The organism is Sinorhizobium chiapasense (assembly GCF_036488675.1).
In the GTDB taxonomy this organism is placed as follows: Bacteria; Pseudomonadota; Alphaproteobacteria; order Rhizobiales; family Rhizobiaceae; genus Sinorhizobium; species Sinorhizobium chiapasense.
The window spans coordinates 404,791-424,601 of record NZ_CP133151.1; the positions used below are offsets into that span (position 1 = coordinate 404,791).

General features: G+C 57.7%; 19 protein-coding genes and 2 pseudogenes. 6 read left to right on the forward strand and 15 right to left on the reverse strand.

Annotated elements, in window-relative coordinates; all coding sequences use genetic code 11:
* The first annotated feature begins 80 nt into the window (after positions 1-80).
* Both RB548_RS24595 and RB548_RS24600 read left to right on the forward strand, forming a co-directional pair.
* A complete protein-coding gene (locus RB548_RS24595) occupies positions 81-431 on the forward strand; it encodes a hypothetical protein (RefSeq protein WP_331375563.1) in 351 nt (116 codons plus the stop codon).
* 502 nt (positions 432-933) lie between these two features.
* The gene (locus RB548_RS24600; protein WP_331375564.1) at positions 934-1,248 is read left to right on the forward strand and encodes a helix-turn-helix domain-containing protein; all 315 of its coding nucleotides are present in this window, start codon (positions 934-936) and stop codon (positions 1,246-1,248) included.
* Here the strand turns inward: RB548_RS24600 and RB548_RS24605 are convergent.
* The 13 genes from RB548_RS24605 to RB548_RS24665 form a co-directional block, all read right to left on the reverse strand.
* Positions 1,245-1,598, reverse strand: a complete 354-nt coding sequence (locus RB548_RS24605) for a type II toxin-antitoxin system RelE/ParE family toxin (protein WP_331375565.1) — start codon at positions 1,596-1,598, stop codon at positions 1,245-1,247. The genes RB548_RS24600 and RB548_RS24605 overlap by 4 nt on opposite strands.
* Before the next feature lie 461 nt (positions 1,599-2,059).
* Entirely contained in the window at positions 2,060-2,434 is a 375-nt protein-coding gene (locus RB548_RS24610) for a YybH family protein (protein WP_331375566.1), read from the reverse strand.
* Positions 2,435-2,617: 183 nt separating this feature from the next.
* On the reverse strand, positions 2,618-4,519 hold the full coding sequence (gene nodQ, locus RB548_RS24615; protein WP_331375567.1) for a bifunctional sulfate adenylyltransferase/adenylyl-sulfate kinase NodQ: 1,902 nt from the start codon (positions 4,517-4,519) through the stop codon (positions 2,618-2,620).
* Positions 4,519-5,418 carry a sulfate adenylyltransferase subunit CysD gene (cysD, locus tag RB548_RS24620; protein ID WP_331375569.1) on the reverse strand — a complete coding sequence of 300 codons (900 nt, stop codon included), beginning with the start codon at positions 5,416-5,418 and terminating at the stop codon, positions 4,519-4,521. Before cysD ends, nodQ begins: the two co-directional genes overlap by 1 nt.
* A gap of 5 nt (positions 5,419-5,423) precedes the next feature.
* Positions 5,424-6,185 carry a sulfotransferase gene (locus tag RB548_RS24625; protein WP_331375570.1) on the reverse strand — a complete coding sequence of 254 codons (762 nt, stop codon included), beginning with the start codon at positions 6,183-6,185 and terminating at the stop codon, positions 5,424-5,426.
* 186 nt (positions 6,186-6,371) lie between these two features.
* Entirely contained in the window at positions 6,372-7,424 is a 1,053-nt protein-coding gene (locus tag RB548_RS24630) for an NADP(H)-dependent aldo-keto reductase (protein WP_331375571.1), read from the reverse strand.
* Positions 7,425-7,458: 34 nt separating this feature from the next.
* A complete protein-coding gene (locus RB548_RS24635) occupies positions 7,459-8,247 on the reverse strand; it encodes an ABC transporter permease (protein ID WP_331375572.1) in 789 nt (262 codons plus the stop codon).
* Positions 8,248-8,250: 3 nt separating this feature from the next.
* Complete coding sequence (gene nodI / locus RB548_RS24640; RefSeq protein ID WP_331375573.1) at positions 8,251-9,165, reverse strand: nodulation factor ABC transporter ATP-binding protein NodI; 915 nt, start codon at positions 9,163-9,165, stop codon at positions 8,251-8,253.
* 4 nt (positions 9,166-9,169) lie between these two features.
* Complete coding sequence (gene nodU / locus RB548_RS24645) at positions 9,170-10,879, reverse strand: nodulation protein NodU (protein ID WP_331375574.1); 1,710 nt, start codon at positions 10,877-10,879, stop codon at positions 9,170-9,172.
* Positions 10,880-10,911: 32 nt separating this feature from the next.
* The gene (gene nodS / locus RB548_RS24650) at positions 10,912-11,526 is read right to left on the reverse strand and encodes a nodulation methyltransferase NodS (RefSeq protein ID WP_331375575.1); all 615 of its coding nucleotides are present in this window, start codon (positions 11,524-11,526) and stop codon (positions 10,912-10,914) included.
* Between the two features lie 16 nt (positions 11,527-11,542).
* Complete coding sequence (gene nodC, locus RB548_RS24655) at positions 11,543-12,901, reverse strand: chitooligosaccharide synthase NodC (RefSeq protein WP_331375576.1); 1,359 nt, start codon at positions 12,899-12,901, stop codon at positions 11,543-11,545.
* Positions 12,902-12,914: 13 nt separating this feature from the next.
* Positions 12,915-13,574 (reverse strand): chitooligosaccharide deacetylase NodB, encoded by a 660-nt coding sequence (nodB, locus tag RB548_RS24660; protein WP_331375577.1) that lies wholly within the window; start codon positions 13,572-13,574, stop codon positions 12,915-12,917.
* Positions 13,571-14,161, reverse strand: coding sequence for a NodA family N-acyltransferase (locus RB548_RS24665; RefSeq protein ID WP_331375578.1), 591 nt, complete (start codon positions 14,159-14,161; stop codon positions 13,571-13,573). Before RB548_RS24665 ends, nodB begins: the two co-directional genes overlap by 4 nt.
* A gap of 309 nt (positions 14,162-14,470) precedes the next feature.
* On the opposite strand from RB548_RS24665, the pseudogene RB548_RS32300 reads away from it, so the two are divergent.
* The 3 genes and pseudogenes from RB548_RS32300 to RB548_RS24675 all read left to right on the forward strand — a co-directional run.
* Positions 14,471-14,596 (forward strand): annotated as a pseudogene (locus tag RB548_RS32300) (LysR family transcriptional regulator); the annotation flags it as partial.
* A 574-nt stretch (positions 14,597-15,170) separates the two neighbouring features.
* On the forward strand, positions 15,171-15,422 hold the full coding sequence (locus tag RB548_RS24670) for an acyl carrier protein (protein WP_331375579.1): 252 nt from the start codon (positions 15,171-15,173) through the stop codon (positions 15,420-15,422).
* A gap of 9 nt (positions 15,423-15,431) precedes the next feature.
* Complete coding sequence (locus RB548_RS24675) at positions 15,432-16,643, forward strand: beta-ketoacyl-[acyl-carrier-protein] synthase family protein (protein ID WP_331375580.1); 1,212 nt, start codon at positions 15,432-15,434, stop codon at positions 16,641-16,643.
* A 455-nt stretch (positions 16,644-17,098) separates the two neighbouring features.
* Here RB548_RS24675 and RB548_RS24680 read toward each other — a convergent pair.
* Positions 17,099-17,592: pseudogene (locus RB548_RS24680) on the reverse strand (NodA family N-acyltransferase); the annotation flags it as partial.
* A gap of 207 nt (positions 17,593-17,799) precedes the next feature.
* On the opposite strand from RB548_RS24680, the gene nodD2 reads away from it, so the two are divergent.
* Positions 17,800-18,726, forward strand: a complete 927-nt coding sequence (gene nodD2, locus RB548_RS24685) for a transcriptional regulator NodD2 (RefSeq protein ID WP_331375581.1) — start codon at positions 17,800-17,802, stop codon at positions 18,724-18,726.
* Between the two features lie 53 nt (positions 18,727-18,779).
* Here nodD2 and RB548_RS24690 read toward each other — a convergent pair whose 3' ends face one another.
* Positions 18,780-19,808, reverse strand: a complete 1,029-nt coding sequence (locus RB548_RS24690) for an LLM class flavin-dependent oxidoreductase (RefSeq protein WP_331375582.1) — start codon at positions 19,806-19,808, stop codon at positions 18,780-18,782.
* Positions 19,809-19,811: the final 3 nt, after the last annotated feature.

Consider the following 19,811-nt stretch of genomic DNA (forward strand, 5'->3'; position numbering starts at 1 on the left):
CTCGTGCGGTGCGTTCCAAAGACCCGAAAGAGGCACGTAGCAAGAACGTGAACCCCTGAGCCAACCAGGAGGCCTCCCCTATGGGTCAATACGGTCAGGTGGCCTGCCATCATTCCAGGACAGGACAACTGATAAAGAAGGTGTCGCCGGTCTGGCGTCTGACGACCGTACTATCCGACACTGTTCTGTCGCCTTTGTTGGTCCGCGATACCGGCCTATTTCGCCGAGCTCTTGTCTGGCCTCAGGCTAATCCGCTGAAATTCAATCACAGTTTTTTCTTCTGCTGGGTCGGCCAAGTTGGCACGAGTTTTGAAACGCCTTCGTTGCGAGCCGGAGCCGCCGACCTTCATTTCGTGGATGACACCGCGATCGATGGAAAAAGAACTGAAGTCGCGCAAGGAGATCATCACAGGCGGGTTCGACCTTCATGAGGAGACGGGCTGGACCAGACGGCGCTTCAATCCAGCATTCCGATATCTGCTACCTCTGTTTCCAGAAGGTCGGGCACGGCAGGTGCTCAAACCTGACTACCCCGTTTTGGGAGTGCTTCTCGATGCTGAGGACCGTGCAGCGCTACGGCGCTGGATTTCCAGAGCCGAGCGGCGAGTCGACTGAGAAGGTCTTGTGCAGGGTGCTGTTGCCCTGGCGCGTTGTCGACAATGAAGGACTGCGGGCGCGTCAGCAGTAACGGAACAGAACGCTTCGCCGCGCGAGGTGCATTTCTTTCAGTTGGCACAGGGGGATACTTGGCAACATTTTCTATAAGAAAATTGTGGCAATTACGCCGAATGCGCGCAAAGGGGCAGTTCGAATTGGCGGTCAGTCGAAAATTTTCCTGTTGGCCCGGCGCATTTCTGTCAACTAAATGTTGATATCGTCAAGATTGCTCCCTATAAATATACGTAATCTTGTATATGAAGTTGGATTTGTTCGATGACCCAGCTAGCCTACGACAGCATTTTCGATGCGATCGCGGACGATCCGGCAGAAGCTGCCGATTTGCAATTCCGCGCCGATCTGATGATCACGTTGCGGAAAATCTTCGAGGACCGCGGTTGGAGACAAGCAGAAATCGCCGCTGCGCTCGATGTCCCGCAGCCCCGAGTGAGTGAACTCATGCGCGGTAAAATTGACCTGTTTTCGGCCGACAAACTGATAGGCTTGTTGGCCAAAGTGAACGTAAGGCTGAGGCCGTCCTACGCCGCTGATGACCACCGAGTGACTTGCGAAGTAGTGCAGGCCGCTTAGCGGCCTGCACCCTTGTTCTCCTTGATCTGCCTAAGCATTTCCTTATAGCGCTCGCTCGCCGTGTTCATCGCTTTCTTATCGACGCCATTCGTCGTCTTCGTAAAAGCGTGGAGTAAGTAGACGGTATCCTCGAATTTTGCGCAGTAGACCGCCCTATACGCTGGGCTTCCATTTTCGATCAGTTCAATTGCTCCCGGCCCAACACTTTTCTGGATGTGTTTGTAGGCTGAGAATGGCACTCCCCCGTGCTGAACGGCAGTTAGATCCAAACCGAACTGTCTTTGAATTTCCTTGGGCAACGCCCTAAAATCTTTGGCCGCCGCTTCATTCACAAATCGAAACTTCTTCATAAAACCTCATTCAATCACTTTTCTCCTTTTATCCGCCCTGGGCGAGGTTAATCACTTATCGGACGTTCCCGAGATCGTAGCCGATCCGTTTGAATATAGTACACGCCATAGATGTATTCAATTTCTGTCGGTGATAGCGAATGTAACTGAACAGCGGCAATGAGCCGGTCTTCGTCATTTACCTTCCGCGGCTTCGCGTCGCCATGTCTGCAACCGTGTCCTTACCGATGGCGAGATCACGGACGATCCACCGATAGCTACGGCCTTCTTCAACAAAGGCTCGTACCTTCGGAGCTGGCCGGTCCGATGCGGTCTTTGTCCGGGCTGGCGTCCCCGTTTTTTCCAACGCGATTTGGCAACCCCCAGCTAGAATTCACGCGTTGGCTGAGAATGGCGGCCCGCGTATAAGTTAGCACCACCGCGTTTTCGGAGCCGGCTTCAAAGGCATCCTCGGCATTCATTCAAGTGGAAGATTTTGCATCCGAAAGGACGCACGTTTCGTGCCAGTAGGCAAAGGCGATGCGACTATCGCGGACAGCAAAAGCGCCACATCCTCGCCGGCCCGATGGATCGCGCCATTCGAGTACTACGCTAGCACCTATTTCGTATATCACCGCTGGAATGCAGGTCATTCCCGCCACCGCGAAATCCCGCTCAAACATTTTTTGGATTGCAGAGCGACCTTCGACGCAATGCTGCCTTGCCGGAAGGTGAAGAGCGTCTTCACGGTACAGTTCTGCAACGGCGACCGCGTCACACCTATTGAAGCGTCTAACCCACTCTTCGACCAGCTCCCGCGACTCCATCAGGATGTTCCTTTCGTCGGCCAGTATCATCGGAGCACGCCCTGAACTACGGCTCCGTGACAGTGATAGGAGCACTCGAAACGCCGTCGTCATTTCTTCAAAGACGATGGCCCACCTCGCCCTTGCAAGACACCTTGGTACGGGCATCATAGACACCGAGGATCGCCTCGCCGGCATCGATGGCGATGCGTTCGAGCACCTCGCACAAGGACGTCATTTCTCCTCCATCATCTGGTCGAGATATTCCTCGATCTTGAGGGCCAGCGAGATCGGCTCGTGGCTGACCGTATGAAGGTGAAGTTCCGGATTTTCGGGCGCCTCATAGGGCGAAGAAATGCCGGTGAAATTCGCAATCTTGCCCGCCAGCGCCTTTTCATAAAGGCCCTTGGGGTCGCGTCGCGCGCATTCTTCCAGGGGCGTATCGACGAATATCTCGATGAACTCGCCCTTCTCCATCAGTTCGCGCGCCATGCGCCGTTCGTCGCGGAACGGAGAAATGAAGGACACAAGCACGATCAGGCCGGCATCGGCCATCAGCTTCGCCACTTCCGCCACGCGCCGAATGTTTTCCACCCGGTCCTCGTCGGTGAAGCCAAGGTCTCGGTTAAGACCGTGGCGCACATTGTCGCCGTCGAGCAGATAGGTATGTTTGCCCCGCGCATGCAGAACCTTGTCGAGAGCATTGGCGATCGTCGACTTTCCGGAACCGGAGAGCCCGGTGAACCAAAGGACGGCGGGTCGCTGGTTCTTAATCGCGCTCCGTGCGCCCTTGTTGACGTCGGTCGCCTGCCAATGGACGTTGTCGGCGCGACGCAGCGGGAAATCGATCATCCCCGCACCGACCGTCGCATTGGAAATCCGGTCGACGATTATGAAGTTGCCCGTCGTCCGATCATCCTTGTATGCGTCGAAGACGATCGGCGCCTGGGTCGAGATATTGCAGACGCCGATTTCGTTCATCTGCAGCGACTTCGCCGCCTCGCGCGCGAAGCTGTTGATGTTGACCTGGTGCTTCAGCGCGGTAACGGTCGCATTCACGCTGTCCGTCTCCGTGCGCAGGATATAGCTTCGCCCGGGGATCATCGGGCTCGGATCGAACCAGATCATGTGCGCCTGGAACTGGTCAGCGACGAAGGGTCTGGCCCCCGGCGCGGCCAACATGTTGCCGCGGGAAGCCTCGACCTCGTCCGAAAGCACCAGCGTGACCGCTTCGCCTTCCACCGCCTTCCGCACTTCGCCGTCATAGGTGACGATGCTCTTGATCGAGGTACGCTGCCCCGATTTGGCGACGATCACCTGGTCACCGACCGAAATCTTGCCGGACGCAATCTGCCCCGCATATCCCCGGAAGTTCGCGTCTGGCCGCATGACCAGTTGAACAGGAAAGCGGAACGGCTTCTGTGCCTCCTGGCGATCGAAATCGATCGTTTCGAGATATTCGAGAAGGGCGGCACCCTGGTACCAGGGCGTCTTCTCCGAATTCGCGATGACGTTGTCGCCAAAGCGTGCCGAGATGGGTATCGGCTTGACGGTTTGAAAGCCAAGCTCGCGCGCAAAGCGCAGATAGTCTTCCGCGATCCTCTCGAAGACCGTCTGGCTGTAGCCGACGAGGTCGATCTTGTTCACTGCCAGCACGACATGGCGGATGCCGAGCAGCGACGCAATGTAGGAGTGGCGTCGTGTTTGCGGGAGAACCCCCTGACGGCTGTCGATGAGGAGCACCGCGAGAGCCGCGGTCGAGGCCCCGGTAACCATGTTGCGCGTATATTCTTCGTGCCCGGGAGTGTCCGCGACGATGAACTTGCGCTTCGAGGTCGAGAAATAACGATAGGCCACATCGATGGTGATGCCCTGTTCGCGCTCGGCCTCGAGGCCGTCCAACAGAAGGGCGAGATCGATGTCGTCGCCATTCGCGCTGCGCTGCGCGCCGACGCGCCCCAGATTGGCAAGCTGGTCCTCATAGACCAGCTTCGCATCGAAAAGCAGCCTGCCGATCAATGTCGACTTGCCGTCATCCACCGAACCGCAGGTTATAAATCGAAGGATCGACTTGTTGTCCTGATCGGCCAGGTGCGCCGCAATATCGAGCGGCGCAAGAGAAGGAAGATAGGACATCAGAAGTAGCCCTCCCGCTTCTTTTTCTCCATGGCACCGGCCTCGTCCCGGTCTATGAGACGGCTCTGTCGCTCGGAGGTCCGTGTCGTCAGCATTTCGCGCAATATGTCGGCGACGGTCGCAGCTTCCGACTCGATCGCGCCCGTCAGCGGATAGCAGCCGAGCGTGCGGAAGCGCACAAGCCGTTCGCTCACGCTTTCCTCCGGCTGAAGAGGCATGCGATCGTCGTCGACCATGATCAGCATGCCATCACGCTCAACGACCGGGCGTTTCGCCGCAAAATAAAGCGGCACGATCGGTACGTCCTCCGTCATGATGTATTGCCAGATGTCGAATTCGGTCCAATTCGAAAGCGGAAACACCCGCATCGTCTCGCCCGGACGAATGCGCGTATTGTAGGTTTTCCAAAGCTCGGGACGTTGGTGTTTCGGATCCCAACCGTGCTGGCCATTGCGGATCGAAAATATGCGTTCCTTGGCGCGCGACTTCTCCTCGTCGCGCCGGGCACCGGCAAGCGCCGCGTCAAATCCATACCTGTCGAGCGCCTGCCGCAAGGCAACCGTCTTCATGACGTGCGTGTGGACATTCGACCCGTGCGAAAATGGCCCGATGCCCTGGTCCAGGCCGTCCTGATTGATGTGGACCAGCAGATCGAAGCCGCGCTCCTTCGCCATCCTGTCGCGGAATTCGATCATTTCGCGAAACTTCCATGTGGTGTCCACATGGAGGAAAGGGAAAGGTGGCTTCGATGGAAAAAACGCCTTCATCGCCAGATGCAACAGGACGGAAGAGTCTTTTCCAATGGAGTAGAGTACAACCGGATTTGAAAAGGTTGCAACAACTTCGCGAATGGCGTGAATTGCTTCAGCTTCAAGTCGCCGAAGATGGGAAAGAGACATATCACTTATCCCTGCGGGACTATAGCGTCATCAAGCTCGAAGAATCTCGCGTAAGGTCCGCCTGCGAAGTGACGCCGCAACTCTTCGAAATTCTCTACCGTTTCCTCCAGCGGCCGCTTTTCCAGGCGCTGAAGAGTAGCGCGGCCAGAAAGTTGCAGCGGCTGAACGCCCAAAAATCGCCAAGTCGTTTCCAAGCATGCCGCGGGTTCAAGAAGAAGCCTCTCGTACTCGATCTCAAGCAAGCTGGTCGAAGCGTAGGAATGCTCGACTCGCGTGTGGAAATCGTCAGCGGCCTTGAAGTAGTCCTCGCAGGAGGCGATCGGCAATTTTACGCGTGGCGGCGGAGCCGTATCGTCATCCGAGCTGAATTTGAGCCACTGGCGGCTTTGCCTTGCCTGCACCAACGAGCGCAGCGACTCCAATGTGTTTCTGCGAGACAAGAGGATGACCTTGAGCCCCGGCCAACGCGCCAGTTCGTCAAAAAAGCCTGGACGTTCATGAAACTGAGGTTCGTTGATCTTGCATCCAACATGCGTGACCTTCTTGTCGCTCCGTGCCGGGAAGCGCAAATATGCGAGCTCGAGGAGCTCGCGATCGCTGCGCATTAGGCGGTCCTTATCGGGCCAATTGGCATCATACCTGTTGAGTAACTCACCATTGCTCAACACGTTCGGGTGCTCGTTCAGCAACTCTTCGAGGTAGTGGGTTCCAGTCCTTGGCATCCCAAGGATCACAAATGGCGCAGGCGCTGGCTGGGAGTGGATCATTGCATGTGTTCCCGACTGAAAATAGTTCACGTAGGATTGGGGGGGTGCCCCAGTGCAAGAATCTGCGGTCGCTTAATATCGGCGCGAGTTCGCATGTCTCGCCCCATGACTCGTTACGCAGAAACAAAGACGGTCATGGCACCGATATCAGCGGCGTGAGTTTGCACCACGAGCCCGACACCCGAGTTACGGCGGCGCAGTTCCATAGCGCTGATAGATCGACTGGATTCCATCCAGGATTTCGCGTGACAGGGTGACTTCCAGGCTGGCGATGTTGTGCTGCAATTGCTGCATCGAGGTAGCGCCTACCAGAGTGCTTGCAACAAATGGCCGGCCCCTGACGAACGACAACGCGCCGTGCACCGGATCGATGCCATGTTCACGAAAGAGCGTCGTATATGCGAGCGCCGCATGCTGCGCCCTCTCATTGCTGTAGCGGAAGAACCGCCCGAACAAGTTCAGCCGCGAGCCAGTTGGCCGCTGGCCATCCAGGTATTTGCCAGTCAGCGTCCCCATGGCAAGCGGCGAGTATGCAAGCAGTCCCACCTGTTCGCGCAAAGCCATCTCGGCGAGACCATACTCGAAATCCAGGTTGAGCAGATTGTACGGATTCTGAGTGCTTATCACGCGGGCCAGCCCTTGCGCTTCCGCGTGATGGAGGAAGCGCGCCAGGCCCCAAGGCGTTTCGTTGCAGAGCCCGATGTGACGAACGCGACCGCTCTTGACCAGAGCGTCCAACGCTTCCAGCGTCGCTAGGATAGGAACCGTATCGACGTCGAGTTCATACTGGTAGTCGAGTAGCTGGAAGACGTTGGTGCTACGGTCAGGCCAGTGCAGTTGGAAGAGGTCGATATAGTCCGTCTCGAGCCTTTGGAGGCTTGCGTCTACGGCCTCGAACAGGTTGGCACGGGTATAGCTGACCTGGCCGTCGCGCACATAAGGTAAGTTCGCCTTTCCTACTCGAGCAGGCCCGACCGCCTTTGTTGCGAGCACGATGTCTTGCCTGCGGCCGGTCTTGCGTATCCAACTGCCGATATAACGCTCCGTAAGTCCATGTGTCTCGACACGGGGTGGCACAGGATACATCTCTGCAGTATCGACAAAATTTATGCCGGCATCGAGGGCTGCGTCCAGTTGCGCGTGCGCCTCCGCTTCCGTGTTCTGCTCTCCCCAGCTCATGGTGCCCAGGCCGAGCACGCTTATCTGCAGGCCGCTGCGGCCAAGTTCGCGAGACAGCATCACGTTTCTCCTTCTCGTCTGGTGGCGAGTAGCATCAAGACATCAGACGCCGACGAAACAGTGCCGCCGACAGGAAGAACGGCAAGACTGCGTAGATGCAAAGCGCGCCGATATGCAGGCCGATGCTGTCCGCCGGGCGGCCAAGCATTGCTGGACGAATGAGCTCGATTGCATGTGCCAACGGCAAGAATTGCGCAGCCTCCCGAAAGGCGCCGGGCAGCTGATTGATCGGAAAGACCGCGCCACACAGGAACAGCATGGGTGTGAGGACGAGCGTCTGGTAAAAAACGAAATAGTCGTAACTGGGAGCAAGCGCCGTGACGACCATCGCCAGGCTCGCGAAGGCCAAGCCAGTGAGCACGATGACTGGCAGCGCATAAAGGATGGACGGCCACGCCGCATAGCCCAGCGTGGTGGCAACAATCATAATACCCGTACCGGCGAGAAATGCCTTGCTGGCTGCCCAAGCCAACTCACCGAGAACAATGTCGCCGAGCGTAAGTTGCGTGTAGAGAATCGCTTCCCAGGTGCGTTGAGCATGCATCCGAGCGAAAGCCGCGTAAATCGTCTCGAATGTCGCAGACGTCATCGCGCTTGTCGCCACCATGCCGCCTGCCAAAAAAGCAACGTACGACGTGCCGTCAACGCGACCTATGACAATTCCGAGGCCAAGGCCGAGGCCGAACAGGTAGATTATGGGATCGGCCAAATTCCCGAGAATCGACGCAAGCGCTACTTTCTTCCATGCCAGATAGTTACGTCGCCATACGGCGATCCAGTTCCAAGCGTTGGCGGGCAGAGCCGCGGCACGACCTTCACCCATAGCTCACTTCTCCATCTCGCGCCCGGTCAGCCGCAAAAACACATCCTCAAGATTCGGCGGACGCTGCAGAACACGCAAACCTGTGCGCTCGCGCAGCCGCACGCGCACCTGCTCCGGATCGGACGCGTAGCAAAAGAGTGTTTCGCCGCTCACTTCGATGCGTTGGGCGTAGGGGCTAATCAGCGATTGCAGTTCATGCGGATTGCCGCCGTAAATCTCGATGACCTCGCACCCGATCAGTTCGTCGATCAGCGCATGAGGGCGGCCTTCGGCGATGTTGCGACCTCTTTCGAGCACGCACAGCCGATCGCACAACCGCTCAGCCTCTTCCATGAAGTGGGTCGTCAAGATAATCGTCATGCCCCGCGCCAGCAGGGCACGCAGGCGCTCCCAGATCAGGTGGCGAGCATGCGGATCGAGACCGGTGGTCGGCTCGTCCATTACAAGCAGCTGCGGGTCGTTGATCAACGCACGCGCCAGCGTCAGGCGCCGTTTCATGCCGCCGGACAATTCGGAGACACGGGCATCCACCTTGCTCTCAAGGCGGGCGAACTCGAGAAGCGACGGCATAACCGCTTTGACCTCGCGTGTGCTCATGCCGAAGTAGCGCCCGTAGACCAGCAGGTTCTCGCGTACAGTGAACTCAGGGTCGAGGTTGTCGAATTGGGGGACTACGCCGATGCGCCTGCGCGCCAAGCGAGCCCGCGCCGGTACCGGGACGCCGAGCACGGTAATCTGCCCCGCATCAGGCGATGTCATGCCGAGGACCATACGGGCAATTGTGCTTTTGCCCGCGCCGTTCGGTCCCAGCAGGCCGAAGCATTCGCCCGACGCCACGCTCAACGACAGCTCGTCAACCACGAGCTTGTCACCATATCTCTTGCTTATGCCGGCAAGATCGATTGCTACCATGGACATGCGCTCATCTACCCGTGAAGGCGCCGGCGACTGGCTTTTGCTGAATTGCCTGCGTTTTCGTCAACAGCAGGCCGTCGCACCATACGTGTTCAACGCGCCCCCACTCGCAGGCTGCCGCCGCATCCGGGAAGAAGCCACGTCCATGGTAATTGGCACTTGTGTTGCAAAGGAGCGGAATGCCCGTGAGTTTTTCATATTCGACGAGTAGTTCGGCGACTTTGTGCTGAGAGCTCCTAGCGATCGTTTGCAGTCGCGCAGATCCGTCAAGGTGGACAACAGCGGGGACTTTGTCCTGCCATTCCATCCGTGTCTGGTGATCGAACAACATGTATGGATCGGGCGTTCCGGGGCTGAATATATCCGGCGCACGGTCCTCCAGGCATATCGGCGCCACCGGCCGGAAGTGTTCGCGAAATTTTACTTCGTTGAGAAAATCCTTCATTTCCGCCGAAGTCGCGGCTGCGAGAATGCTTCTGCCTCCCAAAGCCCGGGGTCCAAGCTCGGCGCGTCCGGAAAGGAAAACCACGGGCTTGTTGCTGGCGAGGATGGCGGCGAGTTCCGGCATGCTGCAAGGCGTGGCCTCCCATCCGGCCGGCACATGCCCGCTTTGCAAGACCGGGCCGCTGTAGACCGACCATTCCAGCGGCACGAAGCCTTGCTGCGCCACCATTGCGCAGCAAGCCGCACCGATTGCAGAGCCGCTGTCATTCGGGAAAGGCGGGACCCAGACGTCATCAAACAGGCCCGTCTCGCGTAGTGCACTGTTCCATTTGATGTTCAGACCGCAGCCGCCGGCTACACACAAATTGCGCGGCCCTGGAAACGAGTGGCGCTGCAAGGCCATCGTCATTTCGTGGACGAGGAGGCGCTCGAGGAAGAGATGAAACGATGCAAGCACATCTTCGGGTGACTTGGCCTCCAATCGGACTACGCTGGCATCGAAGAAATCATGCACAGCCACGAGCGAGGTCTCGGCGTTATTGATGTTCGCGCGATAACGGCTGGCAAGCTCCGTATCGGCCGCAAAGCGCTCCTCGTAAAGCTCCTGAAACACCGCGACGATGTCTTCATCAACCGACCCCAGCGCGATATAGGCCATCAGCTTGCCGGCGACCCCTAAATCCCAGCCTCCCCGGCTCGCCTTCTTATAGGGTCCGAAATAATGGCCCGCGGCAGCGTAGGCTTGGCCTATCACCGGGAAGAGGCATTCGAGGAACCGTGCGCCCTGGCCATCCACATAATAAAGGCGCGGGAAGATGCAGCCGTCCCATACCAGGCAGAATGCGGGTTGTCCGGCCTTCGCGAACGGGCTGGTGCAGTATGCGGAGGCCACGTGGCCCGTTACATGGGGATAGCTCTTATAGGGAAAAGCCCAGTCATCGAGAATCAGACCGGAGCCGTCGAAGCATTCGAGAAGGCCGTCGGCGTAGCGTTCGACATAAGGCGCCCCTTTAAGAGTTAAGGGAGCCACCCCGCTGAGCACCTGAAATCGCGACTCGTCCTCGCCATCCCAGCCGTCGATAACGAATTGATCAACATCGCGCGGTTTCAGACCGTATTGCGCCAAAGCGGCGACAATTGCGTCGAGATTATCGATGGTTTGATATCGCGGATTGTTGTCCTGCTTCTCCTGCTCAATGCAGAAGACGAGCCGTCCATCCTCGACAAGCGCGATCGCCCCGTCATGGGTCAGCTTGATACCACAGATGCGCATGGTGTCTCCAATGTCTAACGTCGACAATTCATTCATAAGGAACCGGAAACCGGATTCCGGAAGCGGGCGAGCAAGCAGTCTTCGTTGACCGACTCACCCCGGCACTCAAGCCGCTCTACCTCGATCAAAGTTTCGTTCAGCATGGCGATGACGGTCTCGGCACCAGCAACGTGACCCCAGCGCCGGCAATTGGCATCGCGCGCCGATCCGAAAACCAGATGCCCACCTGGCGCAAGCATCCGCACCAGGTTGCGGACGGCCGCCCGCATATCCGCTATCTCTCCAACGTAGTAGAGCACTTCCGCCACAACGATCAGATCGAACCGCTCATCGGTCGAAAACTGTTGAACATCGGAGACCGTCCAGCTGATGTGCGGCGGCTCCTTCATCCGTCGACGCGCTCGAGCAATTGCTTGCGGCACGACATCGATCACGGTGAGCCGTTGGCAGTGAGGCGCCAATTTCTCGGTGAATGCGCCGGCAGCGCACCCGACTTCGAGCGCATGTGTGATAGAACCTTCGGCAAGCGACAATCGGAGCATTTGCGCGTAACGCTTTTGCTCGAACGGGTTGCCGTCGAGCCGCCACGGATCGTCTGCGGCCAGTTCCCGATTCAGCAATTGATAATTTTGTGTCAACTCGTCCACCTCGGTAAAGTCGCTATCACTCGTCACTGCAAATGCCGTCAGATGTCACTAGTCTCGAAGAATCTCGCGCAAGGTTGAGCCTGCGGAGCGGAGTCCCACGTCCCGAGAATTCTGTGCTGCATGATTCAGTGGTTGGACTTTGGACGGGGGCCTGTTTCCCACCCTTGTTGGCCGAGCTGCCGGCAGAGCCGCGTGACAGCCAGTCGCTATTGCTCAACGTACACAACGCGTAGGCCTTCAACGGCAGCAACAGAAAGATGTTGATGAATGTGTGCAGAGAGAAGCCCAGAAATCGAAGTTGGCGGGCCCGAAACGCCACGATGCTGCAGCGAATCCCGGTCATGGCTGCAATCATCAGGACCGTCCACCAAGGCACGGTGCCTGTCAGTGCGACCTGTGCGAGGCCCGTTAGTACCGATAGCGCAAGAAGCAGCGGCCCGAGATTTTGTCCGACCACGTCCAGCGTCAGAAAGCGATCAAGGCCGGGCAGTAGGCGAAGCCCCAGTAACGTATCCCGGAACGTGCTCCGTGCCCAACGCAGTTGTTGGCGCAGATACGGCTTCAGTCTGTTCGGAACGACTGTAGCCGCGATGGCGTCCGGCACGTACTCAGTTCGAAAGCCTGCCTTCAGCATGAGAATAGTGAGATGGCGATCCTCACCGAAGTCGCTCGGCTTACCGCGAAAATATTGCGACTCGTACTGGTCAAGCAGCATAACGAGCGCAGAGCGGCGATACATGGCACATGGGCCGCAGCAGCACATAACGGCACCGAAGCGACCCTGTGCAGCACGCTCCTCGTTGCAAGCCAGCCAGTACTCCATGTCGATCAACCTGGTCAACCAACTGTCGTCTCGGTTGCTGGCCGTCAACTGCCCCATGGCCGCCCCGACCGCTGGATTTTGCATCTTTGGTACAAGCTTCGAGATGACGTCCGACGCGAGTATCGTGTCTGAGTCGACGTTTAACACCATATCTCCGCCTGAGCGGCGTATCGCGGCGATCTGCGCCTTGCGCTTGCCAACATTCTGCGGAAGCAGAATGATATTGAACCTGGGGTCGCGCGCGTAGGTCTCATGCACAGGTCGCAAGACGTCGCGATTTCCAGAACCGTCATCAACCACGTAGACCCGCAGTTGCCCCGCATATTCCTGGTCCGCAATGGAAGCCAAGCAGTCCGAAAGCGTGCGCGGGTCCTCGTTGAAACAGGGGACGATCACATCTACGCTCGGTAGTTCGTCGAAATCGACCAGGCGCTCAGACGCCGACGAATCGTATGCCGGCACAGAGTAAACGGCCTGCATGCTTTTATAGGCAGTCGAGAGCAGCGCATAAAGCGAGATGGCGACAGTGCTGGTTGTGTCAAGCAAATTCATGGGAGTCTCGTCTTCAGTGATCTTGAGGAAGCGAGCGGAATACAAGGCCGCGGCTTTGCAAGGCTGGAATTATGCTGGATAACGCCACGATGGTCTGGTAGCGCAGACCGCGGTCAGTGCCGGGTTGCAACTCGCTGGGAGGGCATCCGTCGTGCAGGAGCACAATTGCGCCCGGCCGGACGGAGTCGAGCACTTCATCAACAATGGCGTCGATCCCGGGACGGGACCAGTCTCGCGGATCTACCGACCAGTGGACCGCGTTCAGTCCAGCGTCCGCTGACGCCGTGAGCACTTCTTCGGTCCAGCTCCCATACGGAGCGCGGATGTGCCGCACCGAGGCTCGCGGGGACGCCATCGTGATGGCTCTGTTCGCCTCGAGTATTTCACGCTGTATTTCGCCGGGTCCGCATTTGGACAGGTCCGGATGAGTCATTGTGTGGTTAGCGACTTCATGCCCTTCGGCAATCATTCGTTGGATCAGGTTGGGCTGGTCGGCCGCGTACTGGCCGATGACGAAGAATGTCGCCGGCACCCGGTGCTCAGCCAGCACATCGAGGATTTCCGGTGTGCAATATGGATGAGGCCCGTCATCGAACGTCAAATAAACGCTGTGCTGACCGGTACCGTCGGTGCACACACTGTGCACTTCGGAAAAGCAATTAACGCGCGTCATAGCTCTGGTCCGTTGCGATCAATTGTCGTACCGGCGGGCCAGTCTGACATCGACCGTCCGACTGGCAGAACGATGACAAGTGCATCTTCGGTGCGCGTGGGCGGCTTGTCGAGGCGCGCCTCTGGTAGCGTGAAGCGCACGTGAATCCCCGACAAAACGGTCACGAGACCGTATCGGGCGAACCGCTCTATATGCTTGCGCAGCGCGTGCCTAACGGTGCCGAAAGCGAATGGAACGCCAAGCTCCTGCAGTACTGGAAGCATGGCATGGATCGAATGGGAGATTCCGAGTCCCTCAAGGTCCGGACGGACCCCGTACAACCCTAGTTCAGCCACTAATTGATCGACCTCGCCTACCTTGATGAAACGGCGCAACAAGCCCATATGGGCAGCGATACCATGGGAATCGTAGGCGATTGCGCGGAGCTCGGGCCTGGCTCCGGCCCAACTTCGGCTACCCTCGAATGGTTTTGCGTTGAACGCCCCAGTAGGCCCATAGGCCTTCCGAAAGAACTCGGTGAGTTCGATATGGTCGGACAGTTGCAACTCATTTTCCCAAAATAGACTCCACCGCACCTCGCAGCGCATGCAAAGCCCTCCTTGTTGTTTGCTGTTTGCTAGAGGCGCCCGATCACGCGATCGAAGCTGTGGGCGAATGGTCAATGTCAGAGGCTGCAGTCAGCGGTCCGATGACATGTAATTGGAACGTTCGAAGCCTTGGTGGCACTCCGTTCCAGAGCTGATGGGCTCTCTAACCACTCCCGGTCCCTTCCTGCGCCACTCGCAAATGTGCCGTCAATGACCTTGATTTCCGTCAAGTGATGGTCTTCTAATGCAGTAGGCCGATAAATTCGTAAAATCGATTGTTTGGATAGCACACATCCACGTTATGGATGAGTGAAGGGTCTTGATCTGAATCTTCTGGTCGCGCTGGACGCTCTGACGGGCAAGCTTGACCTCACCGCGGCGGCGCGCAGCATCAACCGGCGATCAGCGCGGGCGTCGCGGTTATGCACCTATTTTCAATATGTTGACGATGCGTGCCGTCCCCAGATCGAATACCAAAGATCCTACACCGCCGCGTATAGGATCGCGCTACCAGCCGTCGTGGATATGGTAACGTTGTTCCTCTCAAGACGCCGCTCAATCCGGCGTCCAATGTTTCGAAAGATGACAATTTGCAGAACCCCAAGAATGCCTGTGCGCATCCAACATGTGGATGTGTGGCATCCAAACAATCGATTTTACCGATGTTGCGGAAAGCTGCATGGATGAAAGCGTCAATTCTCGTGCAACAACATTTGCACCGTCACGACTAATGTTAACTGCTGACACTTACGCCAGGACATGCAACCGCTAACACAAGACAACACAGTATTCAGTGAGGTGGGGCATCCCTTCATACGCCGGACCTCACGCGAGATTCTCTGTGGATTGCGTGCGTCCACCTGGCCTTGGCTGGCCACTAAAGCAAAATGAAGACTGATCAATAGTTGCTATTGAACAAGACAGAGTTGTCCGCAACGACGGCAGACATAGAGCTAGTCCGCTCAGCTTAGTTGCGGAGGAATTGAACGATTGAATTTGGGTGAGGGCAATGGCCGATCAACTGGCAACCGAGATCATCGAAAAGATTAAAGCTCATGCGGAGACCGACAAGGAAGTTACTATTGACTCCGAGCTCGGAGCTCTTGAAATCCATTCGCTGGAACTTACCGAAATCGTGTTCGATCTCGAGGTCGCTTACGGCATCGAGATCGAGATGAACACTTCAGAGGCTTGGAGCACCCTCAAGAACGTCGGCGACCTCATCGAGGCGACACGCGCCTTGATTGCAGCTAAGGATTAGCATTTCGTCATGGCCCGTTCCCGGATCGTTATAACCGGCCTCGGCGGCATCTGCGGCATGGGCGTCGGCGCGCCCTCCATCTGGGAGGCGATGCGCGCAGGCCGATCGGCGATCGGCGAGATCACCACGACACCCTTCCATGAGTCGAGAATCCGCACAGGCGCAGAGGTCAAGCAGTTGCCCGATGTCGAGTTCGACCGCAAGCGCCTGACGACGATGGACCGCTACAGTCTGCTGGCTGTTCTTGCTGCCGGCGAGGCACTGCGGCAATCCGGGCTCATCGTGGACAAAACCAACACCGATCGCATCGGCGCGGTTGTCGGCACTGCCATCTTCGGTGCGGAGACGCTGGAAGAGAACTATCGCGGGCTGTTCGTCGACGGGAAATCACGCACCAATGTCTTCGCGGTGCCTCGCGCCATGCCAGGCGCGCCGGCCAGCCAAGTCAGCATGGTCTATGGTCTGCGCGGGCCGGTATTCGGTGTCACCTCGGCCTGCTCGTCGTCAAACCACGCTTTCATATCAGCGATCGACCAACTAAGGCTCGGCAGGGCTGACGTCATGCTGGCTGGCGGCACCGATGCACCGCTCGCCTGGGGCGTGTTGAAGGCTTGGGAAGCGCTGCGCGCTGTCGCCCGCGATACCTGCCGACCGTTCTCGGCCGACCGTAACGGCCTGGTACTCGGCGAAGGTGCGGGCGTGGCTGTCCTCGAGACCTATGAGCACGCCGTGGCGCGCGGCGCTCCGATCCTCGCCGAGCTTGCCGGCACTGGGATGTCCGCAGACGCGTCCGATGTCGTCGCTCCAACCGTCGAAGGCCCGGTCGCCGCAATGAAGGCCTGCCTTGCCGATGCCGGGCTCCTTCCTGAGGACATTGACTATGTCAACGCGCACGGCACAGGCACCAAATATAACGACCGGCTCGAGACACAGGCAATCCGCCGCGTCTTTGGCAAGCACGCCGATGCCCTGTCGGTGTCCTCGACCAAGTCGATGCATGCCCACTGCATGGGGGCGTCCGGCGCCCTCGAGCTGATTGCCTGTGTGATGGCGCTCCGCGACGGGATCATTCCGCCGACTGCGAATTATCGAGAGAAGGATCCAGACTGCGATCTCGACGTGACGCCCAACATCCCCCGGCAGCGCAAGGTGCGGGCAGCGATCAGCAATGCCTTCGCCTTCGGCGGCACCAACGCCGTGGTGGCGATTACGGCAGCCTGACGGCTCCGGCGAAATCGGCGAACTGAAGCCAGAGAACATTCTGTCGCAAAATGCGAGTGCACCCCGAGAGAGTTAATTTCTGAGCTCACGCAGGCCCCGGCCCGACAGGAAGAAAGGCACAGCGATCGTCGCGAGCGCAATCATGACATAGGCGCCACGCAACCGACGCTCCGCGTCCCCGATAACAGAATTCCCAATAGCCGAAGCGTGATTGCTCGAGCTGCGTATCAGGCGGCCTGATCAACGCCAAGAAAACCGAAAGGCACGAAAATCTGTTTGAAAGTCGCGGGTATAGACGACTTAATGAATTTCACGCTTTAACTGATCAGAGCTCGGCCAAATGGGTATCAGCGGTAAGCCCACAACAAGCATGCGAAATTCATGCCTCCATCCATTCGCTGGATTCGGCTGGTCGGCCGCATACTCGGCGATTATGAAGAATGTCTCCCGCAGCCTATGACAAGTGCATCTTCGGTGCGCGTGGGCGGTTTGTCGAGACGCGCGTCTGGCAGCGTGGACCCTACGCGAAGCCGCGACAAAACCGTCACTGGACTATGTCGGCCGAACCTCTCAAGATGCCGCTGCAGCGCGTGCCTGACCGTGCCGAAAGCGAACGGAACGTCAAGCTCCTGCAGTGTTGGAAGCATGACCCCGATTGAGTGATTGATTCCGGGTCTTTCGAGATCCGGACGCTCCCCATACAAGCCGAGTTCAGCCACCAACAGGTCAACCGCGCCAACCTTGTTGAAACGGCGCAACAGGCGCAAATGAGCCGCTACACCGCCCGAGTCATAGGCGTTTGCGCGAAGCTCAGGCCTCGCTCCGCCCAACTTCGACTACTTTCGAATGGTTTTGCGCTAAACTCCCCGGTCGGCCCATATGTCTTGAAGCAGGCTGCGCTATGGAGAGCCACGCTCGATTGGTACAAGTCGGACCCGGTCGCGAGCATTGCGACGCTAGCCAGTTGAGTTCGCATGGACCGTGTTCCAGAGCTGATGGCTATCGAACCACTTTCAGTGTCTTCCTGCGCCACTCGCAATTTGCCGTCGGTGCCCTTGATTTCTATCGATTGATATCCTTCTAATGCAGAAAGCCGATAAATCGGCAAAATCGATTGTTTGGATGGCGCGCATTCACGCCATAGATAGATGAAGACATGCGGTTCAAGGGCCTTGATCTAAATCTTCTTGTCGCGCTCGACGCTCTAATGGCCGAGCGGAACCTCACGGCAGCCGCACGCAGCATCAACCTGAGCCAACCAGCGATGAGCGCGGCCGTCGCCCGATTGCGCACCTATTTCGACGATGAGCTCTTTACGATGAATGGCCGCGAACTGATCCCAACACCGCGTGCGGAACAGCTCGCCCCCGCGGTGCGCGAGACCCTGCTGCGCGTTCAGCTTTCGATCATTTCCTGGGATCCGTTTAACCCGGCCCAATCGGATCGTCGTTTCAGGATCATCCTTTCCGATTACGTCACACTCGTCTTTTTTGAAAGGATCGTGGAGCGTGCGGCGCGGGAAGCTCCCGCCGTCAGTTTCGAATTTCTGCCTCTTGCCGACGACTATGCGGACCTTCTCCGGCGCGGCGACATCGATCTTCTGATTCTGCCGGAAATGTTCATGTCAAACGCTCATCCTCAAGCGAAACTGTTCGACGAGGTACACGTATGTGTCGGCTGCCACTCGAACGAGCAGCTGTCAGAGCCACTTACATTCGAGAGATACATGTCGATGGGGCACGTTGCCGTCAAGTTCGGGAATACCCGACAACCCACCATCGAAGGGTGGTATTTGCGCGAGCATGGTCTCAAGAGACGTGTCGAGGTTGTCGTACAGGGCTTCAGCATGATTCCGCCCATGCTGGTGGGGACCAACCGTATAGGGACCATGCCCTTGCGGCTGGCACAGCATTTCGCAAAAACAATGCCGCTGCGAATCGTCGAGCTCCCGCTGCCACTTCCCACGTTCACAGAGGCTGTCCAATGGCCTGCCCTTCACAATAGTGATCCGGCAAGCCTTTGGATGCGTGAGCTGTTAGTACAGGAGGCGTCCCGTATGGGTTTACCCCATGATTTTGCGTGACGCTATGCGGCATTCTCGAATAGCCGGAGCTTGGAAGTTGGCGGATTTCATCGCTAGCCGACTGGATCCATAATTTCGGATCGAATGGTTGTCGCGGTGTAGAGCGAAGCCTCTAATGGCAGATTTCCAAATGCGAGTTGACACAGAAGATAGTTGGCGCCTGCCGCTTCGAGCTGACCAAGAAGAGCTTGTCGCACAGAAGTCGCCGTTCCCGCTACACACAATTCACTTTCAATCGCTGCATCGAAGGTCAAGGGCAGGTTTGGTGGTGTCGGGATTTCATTGAGATCGTAGAGGAACTTGAAGCTCGTGAGCCATCGTTCGTAAGCAGGCACCGCGAGCGAACGCGCTTCTTTCTCAGAGCGTCCAACGACGACCATGCGGAGCAAACCCAGAAACGGCGCATGATCGTCTGCGTCGATGTTGCGCTCTCGATGGGCTCGGTAGGCGTCAGTTATCTTGCGGACTGTCCAGGACGGCCCGACGCACGCAATATTTGCGCCATTCGCAGCCGCCCAGCTTGCGGACTCGGGTCGATTGGTAGCGATCCATGTCGGCGGATGCGGACGCTGATGAGGCCTGAGCGTCAACGGAACGCTGTTCAGCTCAAAATACTGACCTTGATAGGATAGCGTTCCGCCTCTCATCGCATTCATAAGTATTTTGCTGGCTTCCGCATAGCGTTCCGGTGCCGCGTCGGCACCAATTCCGAAGTAACCCAATTCGATCGGGAGGGAGCCGCGCCCGAGACCCAGCTCGAGCCTGCCGCCGCTCAATTGGTCCAACATGCAGATCTCTTCAAACGCGCGCAGCGGATGGCAAAGACTAAGCAGCATTACGAGCGGGCCGACACGAAGATTGTGCGTCCGCTGTGCAACGCTCGACAGGAACAGATTTGGCGCCGGGCTTCTCCCATGAGGGGTAAAATGGTGCTCTGCGAGATGATACGCATAGAAACCGAGGCGATCACACGTCTCAGCTAACGTCAGGCGATCCGCGTATTGTCGGGCGATATCGCTGCCATTTTCGTCCAGGTGATCGAAGATGCCGATGGCGAGTTTTGAAGAAGAGGCGTTTTTCATTCA